Source organism: Mucilaginibacter gracilis (assembly GCF_003633615.1).
GTDB lineage: Bacteria > Bacteroidota > Bacteroidia > Sphingobacteriales > Sphingobacteriaceae > Mucilaginibacter > Mucilaginibacter gracilis.
In genome coordinates, this window is record NZ_RBKU01000001.1 from 2,098,076 (window position 1) to 2,113,871 (window position 15,796).

General features: G+C 41.5%; 15 protein-coding genes. 4 read left to right on the plus strand and 11 right to left on the minus strand.

Annotation, left to right across the window (positions count from 1 at the left end):
• The first annotated feature begins 2 nt into the window (after positions 1 to 2).
• Entirely contained in the window at positions 3 to 959 is a 957-nt protein-coding gene (locus tag BDD43_RS09050; RefSeq protein WP_121197377.1) for an FKBP-type peptidyl-prolyl cis-trans isomerase, read from the plus strand.
• 79 nt (positions 960 to 1,038) lie between these two features.
• Here BDD43_RS09050 and BDD43_RS09055 read toward each other — a convergent pair whose 3' ends face one another.
• The 8 genes from BDD43_RS09055 to BDD43_RS09090 all read right to left on the minus strand — a co-directional run bounded on the left by BDD43_RS09055 (position 1,039) and on the right by BDD43_RS09090 (position 7,315).
• A complete protein-coding gene (locus BDD43_RS09055) occupies positions 1,039 to 1,695 on the minus strand; it encodes a hypothetical protein (protein WP_121197378.1) in 657 nt (218 codons plus the stop codon).
• 92 nt (positions 1,696 to 1,787) lie between these two features.
• Positions 1,788 to 3,095 carry a cryptochrome/photolyase family protein gene (locus tag BDD43_RS09060; RefSeq protein WP_121197379.1) on the minus strand — a complete coding sequence of 436 codons (1,308 nt, stop codon included), beginning with the start codon at positions 3,093 to 3,095 and terminating at the stop codon, positions 1,788 to 1,790.
• A 125-nt stretch (positions 3,096 to 3,220) separates the two neighbouring features.
• Entirely contained in the window at positions 3,221 to 4,612 is a 1,392-nt protein-coding gene (locus BDD43_RS09065) for a hypothetical protein (protein ID WP_121197380.1), read from the minus strand.
• Positions 4,593 to 5,159 carry a hypothetical protein gene (locus BDD43_RS09070; protein ID WP_121197381.1) on the minus strand — a complete coding sequence of 189 codons (567 nt, stop codon included), beginning with the start codon at positions 5,157 to 5,159 and terminating at the stop codon, positions 4,593 to 4,595. The genes BDD43_RS09065 and BDD43_RS09070 overlap by 20 nt, the downstream gene beginning before the upstream one ends.
• Entirely contained in the window at positions 5,156 to 5,716 is a 561-nt protein-coding gene (locus tag BDD43_RS09075) for an RNA polymerase sigma factor (protein WP_121197382.1), read from the minus strand. The genes BDD43_RS09070 and BDD43_RS09075 overlap by 4 nt, the downstream gene beginning before the upstream one ends.
• Positions 5,717 to 5,899: 183 nt before the next feature.
• Positions 5,900 to 6,433 carry an AAA family ATPase gene (locus tag BDD43_RS09080; RefSeq protein WP_121197383.1) on the minus strand — a complete coding sequence of 178 codons (534 nt, stop codon included), beginning with the start codon at positions 6,431 to 6,433 and terminating at the stop codon, positions 5,900 to 5,902.
• On the minus strand, positions 6,430 to 7,062 hold the full coding sequence (pnuC, locus tag BDD43_RS09085; RefSeq protein ID WP_121197384.1) for a nicotinamide riboside transporter PnuC: 633 nt from the start codon (positions 7,060 to 7,062) through the stop codon (positions 6,430 to 6,432). Before pnuC ends, BDD43_RS09080 begins: the two co-directional genes overlap by 4 nt.
• A gap of 10 nt (positions 7,063 to 7,072) precedes the next feature.
• Positions 7,073 to 7,315 (minus strand): helix-turn-helix domain-containing protein, encoded by a 243-nt coding sequence (locus BDD43_RS09090; protein ID WP_008506389.1) that lies wholly within the window; start codon positions 7,313 to 7,315, stop codon positions 7,073 to 7,075.
• A 528-nt stretch (positions 7,316 to 7,843) separates the two neighbouring features.
• On the opposite strand from BDD43_RS09090, the gene BDD43_RS09095 reads away from it, so the two are divergent.
• Positions 7,844 to 8,983 carry an acyl-CoA dehydrogenase gene (locus BDD43_RS09095; protein ID WP_121197385.1) on the plus strand — a complete coding sequence of 380 codons (1,140 nt, stop codon included), beginning with the start codon at positions 7,844 to 7,846 and terminating at the stop codon, positions 8,981 to 8,983.
• A 136-nt stretch (positions 8,984 to 9,119) separates the two neighbouring features.
• Here BDD43_RS09095 and BDD43_RS09100 read toward each other — a convergent pair whose 3' ends face one another.
• Positions 9,120 to 10,259: an acyltransferase family protein gene (locus BDD43_RS09100; protein ID WP_121197386.1), complete on the minus strand. Its 1,140-nt coding sequence runs from the start codon at positions 10,257 to 10,259 to the stop codon at positions 9,120 to 9,122.
• A 115-nt stretch (positions 10,260 to 10,374) separates the two neighbouring features.
• On the opposite strand from BDD43_RS09100, the gene BDD43_RS09105 reads away from it, so the two are divergent.
• Positions 10,375 to 11,568, plus strand: a complete 1,194-nt coding sequence (locus tag BDD43_RS09105) for an anhydro-N-acetylmuramic acid kinase (RefSeq protein WP_121197387.1) — start codon at positions 10,375 to 10,377, stop codon at positions 11,566 to 11,568.
• On the opposite strand, the gene BDD43_RS09110 is transcribed toward BDD43_RS09105, so the two are convergent.
• Together BDD43_RS09110 and BDD43_RS30785 are read right to left on the minus strand one after the other, a co-directional pair.
• On the minus strand, positions 11,569 to 12,315 hold the full coding sequence (locus BDD43_RS09110) for a DeoR/GlpR family DNA-binding transcription regulator (protein WP_121197388.1): 747 nt from the start codon (positions 12,313 to 12,315) through the stop codon (positions 11,569 to 11,571).
• 255 nt (positions 12,316 to 12,570) lie between these two features.
• On the minus strand, positions 12,571 to 12,696 hold the full coding sequence (locus tag BDD43_RS30785; RefSeq protein WP_262707406.1) for a hypothetical protein: 126 nt from the start codon (positions 12,694 to 12,696) through the stop codon (positions 12,571 to 12,573).
• Positions 12,697 to 12,733: 37 nt separating this feature from the next.
• On the opposite strand from BDD43_RS30785, the gene BDD43_RS09115 reads away from it, so the two are divergent.
• Positions 12,734 to 15,796 carry a SusC/RagA family TonB-linked outer membrane protein gene (locus tag BDD43_RS09115; RefSeq protein WP_246001505.1) on the plus strand — a complete coding sequence of 1,021 codons (3,063 nt, stop codon included), beginning with the start codon at positions 12,734 to 12,736 and terminating at the stop codon, positions 15,794 to 15,796.

Genomic DNA, 15,796 nt, shown 5'->3' on the forward strand with positions numbered 1-15,796 from the left:
TAATGAAACAAACTTTATATACCCTTGTGGTATTTTGTGCTTTCGGCCTATTGTCGTGCCGCAAAAACAGCGGCGATTTTACCATAAAGCAATACGATGAAGATAAGATAAAAACCTATATCAATAATAACAACTTATCAGCGGTAATGAAACGCGATACATCTGGCGGCGATACTACAGGTATTTATTACCAGATAATTACCCCGGCTCCGGTTACGGCCACGCCCATTGCTTATTCGGACAGGGTTTCGTTTGTTTACACCGTAAAATCTTTTGATGGTTCTTACTCATCAACCGATACAATTTTCAATCACACCTATACCTATTCGGCTTATGTTACACCCGATGGCCTGCAATTAGCAATAAAAAGCATAGCTAAATATAAGGGTACAAAAATAAGAGTGCTTATACCATCGCGCCTGGCATATGGTATTAACGGCACAACCCTTAGCGGTTACAATACCTCGGGCACGGTTGTGTACAGTATAATTGGCGGTAACCAATGTTTAGATTATACAATCACTATACTTGATGATACCAAGCAAGCTGCTTATGACGACTTGAGCATTCAAAAATATATGGCCGCCAACGGCTTAACAGGCCAGTACCAAAAAACAGCTTCGGGTTCGTATTACAGAGAAATACAAGTAGGTACCGGTACCGATGTGATCGGGATGAATTCTACTGTTGGGGTTCAATACACAGGTACTTTATTTAACGGTACTATTGCTGAGCAAGCTAACACTACCGACGGTAGCGCTGCATATACTTTTACATTATGGGATGAGAGGCCTGCCTGGCAAGATGTTCTTCCACATGTAAAAGCAGGTTCTAAACTATCTATAATAACGCCGTCATCTCAGTCTTACGGGCAATCGACATATTCGGGTAGTACTGTTACTATTCCTGCGTTTAGCTGTTTGCGTTATGATATTAACGTAATTAGTGTTAGCAACTGATAGAACGTAAATTCATTCAATAAAAAAGAGGCTGTGTGAAAAATGCAGCCTCTTTTTTATTGGAAGTTACACTATCCCATTAGTATATACTACCAAAATGTGTACTGACTCCCTGACCGCCACTTCCGGTATCGGCAAGTTGATACCATTGATTAGCGCCCCCCGTTGGGTACAGATATACTAAATTTCCGTCATTCTGAAATATCAACCGTACATCCTGACTGCCGGAGCAACTACTATAAATGTTTGATGCCCAATAAACGGTGGTTCCTGTCCTAGATGGGTCGCCATTAGTCAACACTAAATTTCCATCGGCTTGAAAAAAAAGGTACTGCGCACCAGAACCATTGGTGTTGGATGACCATAATGCTGTCGAGCCATGATATATAACCAAATTTCCATCGGATTGAAGGATAATTTTATCTGCGCCAGACCCATTATACATTGTAGTAGGTATAGCCTGCGTACCCGCGGTGTATGGCGGAGGCAATGTATATGAGCCGGTTCTTGATAATATTGGGTACATTGTATTTGGCCCAATAAAAGATGAACTTGCCGAATAAGTTACTGTGGCTTTACTTGTAAAGCCGCAAGGTAGGCTAACTAAGGCAGAACTGTTTACAAGCCGAGGTATCCGGGTTTCCGTTGGCTTGTTTTTGAAACTAATGTTTAATAAGGCCAATGATATCAAAGTGATACCAGCCAGATAGCTAATTGTTTTTTTGATTTTTTTCATGGTAATAATGTTTTTGATTTTTTATTTAATCAAATTTCTATATTGTCTTTGAAAAACATTATTACGAATTAGTATGTATTTTTAAATTAATATTATTTGCTTAAAGCCTCTTTAAAAGCTTTAAGGCAACGGTCGCGCGCAAAGGCGTGGTCAACAATGGGTTTTGGATATTTGCCGAAGTCGGCATATTCCGGAACCCATTTTTTTATGTATTGAAGTTGGGGGTCAAATTTTTTCAACTGCAACTCGGGGCTAAAAACCCTGAAGTATGGGGCAGCATCTGTGCCGCAGCCTGCGGCCCATTGCCAACCGCCAACGTTGCTGGCCATTTCGTAATCCAATAATTTACGGGCAAAGTAGTTTTCGCCCCAGCGCCAGTCAATCAACAAATGTTTACTCAAAAAGCTGGCCGTTACCATGCGTACCCGGTTATGCATATAGCCGGTTTGGTTTAACTGGCGCATACCGGCATCTACTAAAGGGTAACCCGTTTGGCCATCGCACCAGGCCTTAAACTCATGTTCGTTATTGCGCCATTTAATGCCTTCGTAGTCGGGTTTAAAGGCATGGGTGGCCGTGTTGGGGAAATGATATAAAACCATCATATAAAACTCGCGCCAAATTAACTCGTTAAGCCATGTTTTTTCGATGGCCAGGTTGGCATCATGGGCCAGTTGCCTTATGCTTTCGGTGCCAAAACGCAAATGTAAACCAATGTGCGATGTGCCTTCTACAGCCGGGAAATCGCGCCGCTCGGCATAATGGTTAATTATATTAACATAAGCTATTGGCGGGAAAGCAGTTTTGGTTTCAACAAAACCTAACTGCTTTAGGGTAGGAGTATCAAAGGCGTTTGTTTTAAACAAATTATCCAGATATTTTTCGGTTGGATAAGGTTTTAAATAAAATGGTTTTAATTTATCGTACCACTTGCGCTTGTAGGGGGTAAAAACGGTATAGGGTTTCTGGTCGTCTTTTACAACCTCGTTTTTTTCAAATATAACCTGGTCTTTATAAGTGTTAAAAGCAATTCCCTTTGCGGCAAAAAAAGTTTTCAATTCACCATCGCGCGTAGCAGCGTAGGGCTCATAATCGTGGTTGGTGTATACTGCGGTTACGTTGTATTGGTCCAATACTTCGGCCCAGGCCTGGTAAGGCCTGGCGTGTTTAACCAGTATGGACGAGTGGTGGTGTTTAAGCTGGCCCTGCAAAGCTTCAACCGTTTTATAAATGAACGATACCCGGGCATCATCTTTATCGGCAAGTTTATCCAGTATTTCGCTATCAAAAATAAATAGCGGTAAAACAGGGTTTGGCCCTTTAAGGGCATGGTATAAACCTGCGTTGTCGTTAAGCCGTAAATCGCGGCGAAACCAAAAAATACTGATAGCCTGTTTCATTAAACTTTGTTTAAGCAACGCATAGTTACTTAAATGGTTTGGTATAACTAAGTGCAAGCGTTATAAAACGCAAAAACCTTTGCCCAATTACAGGCAAAGGTTTTTGTTTAATTTTTAAAAAACTATTAAAAAAATTGAACGGTTTTGTACGTTGTAGTAATGGTAACTTTGGCATCGCTATTGCCTTTGCCAACATGGCCTTTATAGTTTTTAGTGGCGCTCCAACGGTGCTCGTCGTTGGCTGGTGTTTTGCAGGTTATTTTAACCACATCATCGTTATATTTAAAACCGTTGCTGTTGTTTTTTACGGTTACATCAAAATCAAAATTATCGCTGCTTTTTAACTCAACGGCAACCGGTGCAAATGCCGAGCTAATGTTTAAGCTTTTTAAATTTTTATCAATATCGTTAATTTTTATGCCTTCGCCATAGCGGTTTGTAATATTGGCGGCTGTTTTAAGCTTCACTATGTCTGACGAGATAAACTGGGCATCAAATTTTAAATTATTGGCGCTGCCTATTTTAACGCCGTTACCACCGTTGCCATACTGGCAATTTAAAGTACTACCGGTTATAGAGCCAATATTAACATCGGTAAAGAGGGTGCATATTTCGTTTTCGGTATTGGTAAGTTCTTTAGCAGTAAACGAGCCGTATTGTGTGTTAACAATAAGTTTTCCTTTAAAATCGGGCAGGGTTACGGCACCAAATCTGTTTTTAATTTCTAACGAATTTTTTGCCGGCATGTAAACAGTATAGTTTACTTCGGCCTTACTCACGTAGCTTTTGCCATTGTTGTTCCACGAACCCCACGACCGGTTTTGGCTCTCAATTTTTGTGGTGAATAAAATAACGCCATTATCTTTACTGTCGGTTATGCTAATACCGTCCAATAATTTTTGTGCGTTATCGTCGTCGTTGGCAATGCCTTTCATTTCAATATCAACCTTAAACTCGTTTTTGTTCCAGGTGTTAATGGTTACTTTGCCAAAGCTATTATTGATTTGCAATTTATCGTCCGAGTTAACCGGGTAGCTTTTGCTGTAAATTTTTACCTTCTCTTTTATTTCGCCGCTTTTAATCTTCTCCTCCGGGTTTTTGCCGCTATCATAATTAAGCTTGGTAATGCCATTAGTGGTTGCTACAGCTACGATAGCCCCGCCGCCACTAAAGGCGGAATTTGAACTACTGTAACTTTGGTTAATGGAGCCGCCGCTGGCAACTATCATTGGGGGCATTACCTGTAAGGGTTTTGCAGGGGGCGTGGGCGGAGCCTTAAATGTTTTTAACTGTTTGTTACCAAAACCCTGAACTATAATGGCATTTAAGTGGCCATCGTTAGTTTTCAAGCTATCCAGCTTTTGTTGCATTGCTTTAAGCCGGGCTTCCATTTTAGCCATTTTGGCTTCCATCTCTTTTTCCTTGTCGGGAGATACATCCTGACTGCTGGCATAGCCGTGTATGGCCAGCATTAGGATGAATGTATATGCTAATACTTTAAATATCTTTGATTTCATGACTTTGTTCTTTTTTCATTTGATTAAACTGTTCTATTACCTGTAATTGCTGATTGAGCACGTCGGTTTGTATTTGCAAGTTCCGGATCATTGCACGTAAAACACTTTCCTGGTCGGGGCTGGTGGCTAAATCTCTATTTAATTTTTTATAGGTCGAATCCATTTTGGTAATCTCGCCGCTAAACTCGCGGTAAAGTTGCGGGTCGTTTTTGGCGAGGGTTTTTAGCTCGGTACGTTTGCTTTGTATAAGCGATGTATAATGTACCTGCTGTTTTGCATATTCGGGGTTAATGGCTGCCAAATTTACCCCCGCGCTGCCATTGTGGGTTTTAAGGTAAAATGCAAACCCTATTGCCATTACTACTATAATTAAAGCTGCCAGCCGCATTACAAAACCCAGTGTAAAGGTTTTGGCTTCGCGCTTTGGCACTTGTGCTTCGGGCAACCGCAGTTTTTTCTCTATGTTGTTCCACAAATCATTTTCCGGTTCCAGTTCATCAAAATCGGCACTGTTTGTTTTGATGAAATCTTCTAATCGCTTGCTCATGATGTTATCCCTTTCTGTTTCAAAATTTCAATTAACTTTCTTTTTGCTCTTAAAAATTGTGTTCGTGATGTATTTTCGTTGATGTTTAAAACTTGTCCTATTTCTTCATGGTCATACCCTTCCAGTAAATAAAGCGATAAAACAACCCGGTATCCTTCGGGCAGCAGTTTCATGGCTTGCTTAACCTGGTCAACCTTATATTGTAGTTCGCCGTCATCGGCTTCATCTGCATCGGCAAGGTTTTCAATTTGCTCGTCGTTAATATCAACCAGTTCCATTTTGCGTTTGCGCAGCTGGTTAATGCAGCGGTGTACCACAATTTGCTTTAGCCAAAGGCCAAAAGTTGTTTCCTGCCTAAAATCTTTTATCCGCGCAAAGGCATCCAGGAAAGCTTCCTGCAATACATCCTGCGCCTCGTCAAGGTTATCAACTATCCTGAAGGCGGTGTTTAACATCGCCTTCGAGTATAATTTGTATAACTCGTAATGCGCTTTTTTGCTTCCCTGTTTACACTCAACCACCAGGTTGTAGTGTTTGTCTACATATACGGCTTCCAAATTTTAATCAGCTTTCAGGTTAAATGACACGCAGTTTTTTAAAACGTTGCATGCATGCTAATAAATTGTTAAGTGTTTTTTAAATTTAGTGAAAAGCCCACAAGCAAAAGTTTGGGTAATTTGCCTTTGAGAGAAGAAATAATTATTGATGTAGAGTTGCCAAGCAATAACGCGTTGATTTATTTACTTTAATTTGGCAGCCAAAAATGAGTCAATAGCATCAACAGCATTGTTGTACCTCTCATTACCCAAGCCCGAAATAACTACATAGTTTGCATTTAGAGCCTGTAGTTCGGTATGCCAAACCTGCATAAAATGCTCGCGCAGGTTAGGGAAATCGCGTAGCGGGTCGTCTTCCCAGGGCAGGTCGATGTTTAGCAGTAGGTAATAGTCGTAGTGGTGGTGGGTAAGTTCGTCTAAAACTTGTTGCGGGGCTTGGCCAAACATTTGGTCGCTCCAAATTTTTACGGTTATAAAGGTAGTATCGCAAATAAGCAGGCGGTTGGCTTGCGGCAGCAACTGGTTTTCTAAAGCAATTTGGCCGTGAAACATATTAATCTCATCTTGCCAGGTAGGCGCTTCGGTTAGGTTATCGCAATACTCGCGGGCAAACTCGGGCACCCAAACCGTATGGTAATACGCAGCCAGATATGCCGACATGGTAGATTTACCCGTTGACTCGGGACCCACTATTGCTATTTTAAGCGGCTCGTTCATGCTGCAATGTTATTTTGTTTGCGGTAAACTTTGCGCCAATCCAAATATCCAAAAAGGGCAAGGCCGGTATATATCACAAAAAGGATAGCCGTGAGTTGCAGGTTTTTAGTGCTGTAAACGCCGATATAAATAATATCAACAAAAACCCATAGCAGCCAGTTTTCTAAAACCTTGCGGGCTAAAAATATTTGGGCCACAAGGCTGCAAACCGTGCAAAAGCTGTCCAGATAAGGAAATGCCGCCGGGGCGTAATGTAAAATAGGAGCCAGCCTGGTTAGTGTAAATCCTAAAACCGGCGATAAAACAGCAATTATAATTACCGACCACCATACCTGCTTTTTTGATATGCGGATAACCGGTATGGCCTTTTGGCTTTTGGGGCGGCGACTCCAGTAATACCAGCCATAAATATTGCTGATAAACAGGTACACATATTGCCCCATATCGGCATAGAGTTGGTGGGTGGCAAAAACAAAAATATACAGGCCGGTGCTTACTATGGCAAAGGGCCAGTTCCAAATAATGTTTAAGGCGGCAAGTAAAACGCAAATAATGCCGGTAATAAACCCTATCCTTTCTAGCAGGCTTTGCAGTATCCACCAGTTTTCAACCGATCGTAAAAATTCCATCTATCAAATTTTAATAGATACCCTGAAAAAATCCCGATAAGGAAACGTCAAAATAGTAGCATATTTTACGCAGGGTATCCAGCCGGATATCTACCTTGCCCGATTCAAGCCGGGCTATATTAATGTTGGTTTCGGTATAAAATTTTTCCTGGCTCACCTGGTTTTGCCTCCTGAGGCGTTTAATTTGCAGGGCCACCTTTTTTTTAAAAGCGATTTCTGAGGTGTTTAAATATTCAAAATCGGTTAACAGCATTGGCTATCAGTTTTGTGCTTTTTAATGGTAAATAGGAGCTATTTTAAGTGCTGTGTAACCGGTTTTTTACATTAGCTTTAAAATAGCGATATTTTATTGCTTTATTAGTTATTTTTAGCAATCAATTATTAAAGATAAATTAAATTTCCTGACGTTTTAGTATTTGTTTCAACTTATTTAAGCGGTTACCTTTGATTCATAATAAAAAGGCCCTGCATACATCTTTGAAATAAAAAATTTACATCTACCTATAAAAACTTTTTTGTTTTGAATTCTCAGACGCCCATGCTGAGTAATTTGTGTTCTTTGTTTGGGTTTAATCAATAGTTTAAATTAATTAGGGGAAAGGGAGCTTCAAAAAGGCTCTCTTTTTTTTGTTTAAATATTTTTACTATGCATGCATATTAATTATATTTGATTGAGAAAAGAATCAAGAGCCGAGAATCAAGATTCAAGACAGAATGTATTACTATTTAAGCTGTCGGTATTAAACGCTAACATCCTAACACTAATAAAACCATAACAATTATGCATTTTGAATTATCAGAAGAACACCTAATGATACGCCAGGCCGCCCGCGATTTTGCCCAGCAAGAGCTGAAGCCCGGTGTTATTGAGCGCGATGAGCATCAAAAGTTTCCGGCGGAGCAGGTTAAAAAGCTTGGCGAACTTGGCTTTTTAGGCATGATGGTTGACCCGAAGTACGGCGGCAGCGGCATGGACAGCATATCGTATGTGTTGGTAATGGAAGAACTATCTAAAATTGATGCCTCGGCATCGGTTGTGGTATCGGTAAATAATTCGCTGGTGTGTTACGGCTTAGAGCACTTTGGCAGCGAGGAGCAAAAACAAAAATATTTAGTGCCACTGGCTAAGGGCGAAAAGATAGGTGCTTTTTGCCTTTCGGAACCGGAGGCTGGCAGCGATGCAACATCGCAACATACAACGGCTATTGACATGGGCGACCATTACCTTGTTAATGGCACCAAAAATTGGATAACCAACGGCAGTTCGGCGTCAACTTATTTGGTTATTGCCCAAACCCATGCCGAAAAGGGGCACCATGGTATTAATGTTTTAATAGTTGAGCGTGGTATGGAGGGATTTACCATTGGCCCTAAAGAAAATAAATTAGGCATCCGCGGAAGCGACACCCATTCGCTGATGTTTACCGATGTTAAAGTGCCTAAAGAGAACCGCATAGGCGAAGATGGCTTCGGCTTTAAATTTGCCATGAAAACGTTGGAAGGTGGCCGCATAGGTATTGCTTCGCAGGCCTTAGGTATTGCATCCGGAGCGTATGAGCTTGCGCTGAATTATAGTAAAGAACGGAAAACTTTTGGTAAACCCCTGGCCGACCATCAATCAATCCAGTTTAAACTGGCCGACATGGCTACCGAAATTGAGGCCGCGCGTTTGCTTTGCTTAAAAGCAGCATGGTTAAAAGACAACGGGCAACCTTATGCACAGGCAAGCTCAATGGCTAAACTGTTTGCATCCGAAGTAGCCATGAAAACTACTATCGAAGCTGTGCAGATACACGGTGGCTATGGTTTTGTTAAAGAGTACCATGTTGAACGCCTGATGCGCGATGCCAAAATAACGCAGATTTATGAAGGTACCTCGGAAATACAAAAGATAGTTATTTCGAGAGAAGTCTTAAAATGAGTTAGAGCCAGGAATCAAGATTCAAGAATCAGGAAATAATCTAATCTCCACGTATTTTGGTTCGTAACCCTACAGCAATGGGCGACGATTTATATTTTTTAAGCCCTCCCTACCGGGGAGGGTTGGTTGGGGCTTCTTATACTTTAATAATTATCTTCCGCTTATACATCCAGCTTAGTATCAGCATAAAAAATAGTACAAAGCAAATGGCCCAGGCCAATGAGGCGTTTATGGGCGAAAAGTAGGGTGCAAACACGTGCTGATAAACATATTGTAAAACAGCCTGCTTTTTATCGCCAACTTTAATAAGGGCAGATGTTTTTACGATGAATGCCGATAGAAAAAATACGGTGATGGCATTTACGCCATAAACTACAAATGGGCGGGTAAAGCCTTTATGGCCCTGTACATCAATTATCCAATAAAAAAAAGCCAGGCCAAGGGTAGCCAACCCACCGGCATACAGCACGTACGAGCTTGTCCAGAGGGCTTTATTAATGGGGAAAAATAAATCCCAAATTAAGCCTAAAATAACTGCGCCAAGGCCTGCGGTAAACATCCAGGCTACTTTGGTACTTTCGTCTTTATCCTTACGTTTTAGCCAGGTGCCTATAAGTATACCAAATAAAGTTGTAGCGCAGGCAGGCAGGGTGCCCAATAAACCTTCGGGGTCCCAGGTAACGGCTTCTTTCCAAAGGTGAGGGGTTCCTAATATAGTCCTGTCCAGCCATGCGCCTAAATTGGTTTCGGGTTGCAGGTTAGCATAGCCTGTGCCGGGCACGGGCACCAGCGTCATCAATAAAAAATACACTATTAAAAATGTCCAGAAGAGTATCAGTTGGGTTTTACGTTCAGTTTTAACAAATATTACTCCGCATATAGCGAATACCAATCCAATACGCGGCAAAACACCGGGTATGCGCATGGTGCCAAAATTAAAGTGCGGATATAGGGCCAAAAACCAGCCCAGGCCAATCAAAATTGCGCCGCGTTTAATCACAGTTAGTAATAGTTTACCGTGTTGAGCGGCGTCGGCAGCTTTGGTTTGCAGTGCAAAAACTATTGATACCCCAACAATGTATAGAAAAAACGGAAATATAAGGTCGGTAGGGGTACAGCCGTTCCAGGCTGCGTGTTCCAAGGGGGCATAAATATGGCCCCAGTCGCCCGGGTTGTTAACCAGTATCATAGCCGCCACGGTTAGGCCGCGAAATACATCCAGAGACAGTAAACGGTTATTGAGTTTTAAGTTTGGAGTTTGTGATAGCCCGGCCATAATTTAATGTTGCGTTAAACAAATATATATTTTTTAAAATCAAACAGGTAGGTTAGGTGCGGCGGTTATTTTTTTGCCGGCTGGTAATACTTAAATCTGTATTACATTTGCAAAAATGATTTCACTTAACACCAATTTGCAGCGCCTTTTTGCGGCGGCCCAAAAGCCGGTTAAGCTGGGCATTGGCTTAATGTCGGGCACGTCGTTAGATGGTTTAGACGTTGCCCTGTGTAAGTTTACCGGTAGCGGTTTAAATACACAATTTGAGTTGGTGCAGTTTAAAACGGTGCCTTATGGGGATGAATTTAAAAACGAGATTAAGCAGGTGTTTTCGCGCAAGCTGGTTGACCTGGAGAAACTGACCTTGCTTAATGCCTACATAGGCAGCTTTCATGCAGAATTAATATTAGAGTGCCTTGCCGGGTGGAAAGTTGCTGCCGCCGATGTTGATTATATTGCCAGCCACGGGCAAACCATTTACCATGCCCCCCAAAGCCTGCATGGCATTGCCGGTTACCCAAACGCCACCCTGCAAATAGGCGACGGCGACCATATTGCCGTAAAAACAGGTATATTAACCATAAGCGATTTTAGGCAGAAACACTTAGCCGCCGGTGGCGAGGGTGCACCGCTGGCCTTATATGGCGATGTGATTTTAGGGAGCCAAACTGGCCAAAACCGCATATTGTTAAACATTGGCGGTATTGCAAACCTTACCTACTTACCTGCCGATAGTGATGCAACAGCCGTAATGTGTACCGATATTGGCCCTGGCAATACTTTAATTGATGCCGCCTGCCAACTGTATTTTGAAAAGGCTTATGATGAGGATTCGGCAATAGCTTTATCAGGAAGTGTTAATGGCGCGCTTTTAACGGCATTATTAAACCATGATTTTTTTAACCAACCATTGCCTAAAACCACCGGCCCCGAATTGTTTAATTTAGCTTATTTGCAGCACGCACAGCAACAATCGGCCACTTTAAATATCGCTCATGCGGATATCATAACCACCCTGAGTGCCTTTACTGCTCAAACCATAGCTAACGCTATTGGCCTGTTTAATATCAATAGCGGGCTTAGGTTATTTGCAAGCGGCGGCGGCGCGCATAACCCATTTATAATGAGGTACCTGCAAAAGCTGTTGCCCCATGTTTATATTGGCAACACCAATGAGCTGGGCATACAGCCCGACGCCAAAGAAGCCATACTTTTTGCCCTGCTGGGCAACGAGGCTTTATGCGGCCAACCTATAAAAATAGGCAATAACCCACAGGTATTGATGGGGAAATTTAGTTTCCCGGTATAGTTAATACAATAAAATGTTTTCGCGGCGGTAGGCGTGCAGGGCGTTATCGTCGGGCTGTAAATCGGTTATCAGGCAGTGTATTTGGTGCAGTTGGCAAACGCGCATGCGCTGCACGGTATTTAGCTTTTCGGCAACGCACATAATAGCTACTTTGTTTGAGGCATTTATCATCGCTTTTTTTACCTGCACAATGTCCAGGTCAGAGTCTGTTACACCATCTCCTATTGATATGCCATTGGTTCCTAAAAAACAAATATCAAACCTAATTTCGTGTAAATAGCTAACTACCTGTGTACCCACACAAACCTGCGAGTTTTTAGAAAACTGCCCGCCTATTAATATTACAGTAATTAAAGGATGATCGGCCAGTTGCAAGGCAACAAGCGGACTAATGGTAAAAATAGTTGCCGTGCGGTTGTCGGGCAAAAGGCGCACCATTTGTAAAACGGTTGTACCGCCGCCGGTTAGTACCACCATGCCATCTTTAATCATGCTCATGGCTTTTTTGGCAATTTCCTTTTTTGCATCGCCGGCATAAATATCATTCTGCTGAAAAGGGTAGTGGTATGACCGCGACAATGCACCGCCATGTACTTTAACAATTGTACCGGCTTCGTCCATTTCGTTTAAATCGCGCCGGATGGTGTCTTCCGAAACGTTAAGTCGGAGGGCGAGATCTGAAGACAATACCTTATTATGCAGGTTTATTTCTTTAATAATTAAAGCGTGTCTTTCTTTTTTCAGCATAAAAACGATGTTAAAATGAATATTAAACTAAAGTTGCATTTTTTTGCCGACTTTTTAAATTAAATTGCCCGAAACATGCAAACAATAAAATTATTTTTATTTAAATTAGCCTTGAAGTTCATATTTTGCATAGTTGCACTTGCGTGTTGTTGCATGTTTGCCCTTGTGCCGGGTTTAATTCGGTATAAAAATGCAGATAATGGATTTATTGTCGGCATTTCGGGCTGATTTTTTCTTCGGTAACAATTGCTTTTATTACATCAGGCTATCAAGGTAAAAAGGAACGATGAAGTGTTCGGGATGCGCCATTAATAGTTTGCTTAAAATTTCAACTAAATAACAAACTCTAAATAAACTCATGTATGAAAAAAATCTACTCATGCTTTTTCTTGCAGTATTTTGTTGCCTAACACAAGTTATGGCGCAAAGTATGGTTAAGGGGAAGGTTACCGACGAAAGAGATGGTAGCCCCATGCCCGGCGTCACGATCCGTTTAAAGGGCTCATCAATTGTGGCCGTATCAAATGGTTCCGGCGATTATTCTATAACAGCTAAGGCCGGTCAAATTATGGTCTTTACATTTATTGGTTATGTAACCAAAGAGGTTACCGTTGGCACATCCGCCGGTTACAATGTAAAACTTCAGGAATCTGCCGGTACGTTAAACGAGGTTGTGGTTACAGCTTATGGCATCCCGCGTGATAAAAAGAGTTTGGGTTACTCTACGCCAATAGTTAAAGGCGATGAGGTATCAGAAACCCAGCGCGAAGACTTTTTTGGCGGTTTGCAGGGCCGTGTACCCGGTTTATCAATTAACAGCACAAACGGTGCGCCTGGAGCTTCGGCACAAATTGTGTTAAGGGGTTTTACATCTATCAGCGGCGATAACAACGCTTTGATAGTGGTAGATGGGGTGCCTATTAACAACACCACTCTAAACCAAAATAACCTGGTTACTAATGGTGCAAATAGCGCGCAAGATTACTCAAACCGTGCTATGGATATTAACCCTTACGATATTGAAACATACACCATAATGAAAGGCCCTGAAGCAACGGCCTTATACGGTAGTGCGGGTTCGGGTGGTGCAATTTTGATAACCACAAAAAAAGGAAAAGCAGGTGCCGGTAGTGTTACCTATACTAACTCATTCAGAGAATCAGTGGTAAATAAGTTCCCTGAAATACAACAGGTGTACAATTCGGGCACTACTGGTGGGGTTTTTAGCTCATCAACATCAAGCTTTTTTGGGCCTAAATTTGTAGCAGGTACGCAAATTTATGATAACATTCACAACTTTTACCAACACGGCTATGCCCAAAAGCACAATGTGGCGTTACAAGGCGGTACAGATAAATTTACCTATTACTGGTCTAATGAGTATAGCGATACCAAAGGTACTATACCCACCACAACCTATACCCGGTTTAGCAGCCGTTTAACAGGTAGTGCTGTCATTTCGCCCTTGTTAAAGGTTACTACAACCATGAATTATGTTAACACAAACAACAATAAAACCAATAAAGCCAATAATGGCACATTAGAGGAGTTGATGCGTTTTCCGTCTGATTATGATATCACTAACTATCAGGATGCAAACGGTAATCGTGTATTGCATTTGGCTTCTATTTATAGTGAGTATGATAATCCTTTATGGGACGTGAACAAAGATCCTTCATATGATAAAGGCGACCGTTTTATTGGTAACGTTAATTTATTATTGACCCCAAACAATTGGTTTAGTATTAATGGCATATTTGGTACCGATGTTGCCGCTACAAATGGTACACAGGTTTATAACGGGCAATCATATAAGGGTTCCGGATCAGCAACTGCACCAACTTTGGGTAGCATATTGAATTACCAGGACCTTACCAAAATATATAATGGGTCGGTTGTTGCTACTGCGAAAACTAAAATGGGCAAATCGTTCAGCGGTACTTACATTGCAGGGGCCACTTTTAGTGATTTTACTGATAACGTGAACTCGCAATATGGTACGCACTTTGGCGATCCCAATTTTTACAGTATAAATAATACACTGGTTACCACCCGTAACGCCGCTACTACTTTGACGCGGTATCGTAGCGTGGGTACTTTTGTGCAGGCTGTACTCGGTTATAAATCATTAGTATATGTTACGCTTACAGAACGGGTTGACGGATCATCCAAATTATCAGCCAGTTATAATGCCAATACAGGATCAACAGCTGTTTCATATCCCTTTTTCTCTTACCCTGCAGCCAGTATGGCCTTTAACTTTACCGAATTAAAGCAGGTACAAAACGCTTTACCTTTTGTTAACTATGGTAAGTTGCGTGTATCATATGCCGAAACAGGTAAAGAGCCCGGTAAACCTTATCTAAAAGGTACCGTTTATACTGCTGCAAGTACAACAGGCGGAGGTTACGCGGTGGGTCTTAATGGTGGAAATTCTGATCTTAGCCCGGAAAGGACCAAGAACTTTGAAACAGGTATAGAACTACAGTTTTTAAATAACCGATTAGGCTTAGACTTTAACTACTATACTTTACGTAGCGAAGGCCAGATCATTCTTCCCCGTTTAAGTTACATCAGCGGTTTTGTGCTTGAGTATTTAAATGGCGGTATTGTTAGGCACAACGGTGTTGAGGTGCAAATAACAGCTAACCCAATTAAAAGCGCCAAGTTTAACTGGAATACTATCCTGAATTTCTCGCACGATAAAGGTACAGTGGTTTCTATCGCAAATCAATTGCCGGAGTTATATGATTCGGATACCCAGATTGTTGGTACTATTAGGAGCGCAGTAGCACCGGGATATAGCATTGGTACAATTACCGGACCCCGTTTTGATAAAAACAATGCCGGCCAGACATTGATAAATCCATCAACCGGTTTACCTACAATATCAGATGTTAACTATTATCCGATAGGTGATCGTACGCCTAAATTTAATGCTTCGTTAAATAATACGTTTAGCTATAAATCTGTTAGTTTATCGTTTTTATGGGATCTGCGTTATGGTGGCGATGTTGTTAATGGTACAGAGTACGAGGCTTATACCAAAGGTATCAGTGTGAAAACGCTTGATAGAGAGGTACCACGTATTATTACCGGTGTACTTAACGATGGATTTCAAAATACCAATCATCCAACACCTAATAATATAGCTATCATACCTTACTCTAACTCTTCTTATTATACTACTAACGTATCGCCCGAGATGTTTGTAGAACATAATATTAAAACATTACGCTTACGCGATGTAACTTTAAGGTATAACTTTCCGCAATCAACATTGGCAAGGTTAGGGTTCGTAAAATCATTGGGCGTATTCTTTACGGTAACCGATGCTATACTCATAACCAATTACTCAGGTATGGATCCGGAAAGTAATGCTACAAATGCGTCGTCGGGAGGTATTGGCGGTTACGGTATCGATTATGGTAACGTTGGTAAGCCTATCAGTTATAATATAGGTTTAAGTGTAAAATTATAA

Coding starts and splice junctions, on each gene's coding strand:
- BDD43_RS30785 (WP_262707406.1), bottom strand. CDS start 12,696: ATGAGTAGATTTTTTTCATACATGAGTTTATTTAGAGTTTGTTATTTA.
- BDD43_RS09105 (WP_121197387.1), top strand. CDS start 10,375: ATGATTTCACTTAACACCAATTTGCAGCGCCTTTTTGCGGCGGCCCAA.
- BDD43_RS09055 (WP_121197378.1), bottom strand. CDS start 1,695: ATGAAAAAAATCAAAAAAACAATTAGCTATCTGGCTGGTATCACTTTG.
- BDD43_RS09100 (WP_121197386.1), bottom strand. CDS start 10,259: ATGGCCGGGCTATCACAAACTCCAAACTTAAAACTCAATAACCGTTTA.
- BDD43_RS09090 (WP_008506389.1), bottom strand. CDS start 7,315: ATGCTGTTAACCGATTTTGAATATTTAAACACCTCAGAAATCGCTTTT.
- BDD43_RS09070 (WP_121197381.1), bottom strand. CDS start 5,159: ATGAGCAAGCGATTAGAAGATTTCATCAAAACAAACAGTGCCGATTTT.
- BDD43_RS09095 (WP_121197385.1), top strand. CDS start 7,844: ATGCATTTTGAATTATCAGAAGAACACCTAATGATACGCCAGGCCGCC.
- BDD43_RS09080 (WP_121197383.1), bottom strand. CDS start 6,433: ATGAACGAGCCGCTTAAAATAGCAATAGTGGGTCCCGAGTCAACGGGT.
- BDD43_RS09065 (WP_121197380.1), bottom strand. CDS start 4,612: ATGAAATCAAAGATATTTAAAGTATTAGCATATACATTCATCCTAATG.
- BDD43_RS09115 (WP_246001505.1), top strand. CDS start 12,734: ATGGCGCAAAGTATGGTTAAGGGGAAGGTTACCGACGAAAGAGATGGT.
- BDD43_RS09060 (WP_121197379.1), bottom strand. CDS start 3,095: ATGAAACAGGCTATCAGTATTTTTTGGTTTCGCCGCGATTTACGGCTT.
- pnuC (WP_121197384.1), bottom strand. CDS start 7,062: ATGGAATTTTTACGATCGGTTGAAAACTGGTGGATACTGCAAAGCCTG.
- BDD43_RS09110 (WP_121197388.1), bottom strand. CDS start 12,315: ATGCTGAAAAAAGAAAGACACGCTTTAATTATTAAAGAAATAAACCTG.
- BDD43_RS09050 (WP_121197377.1), top strand. CDS start 3: ATGAAACAAACTTTATATACCCTTGTGGTATTTTGTGCTTTCGGCCTA.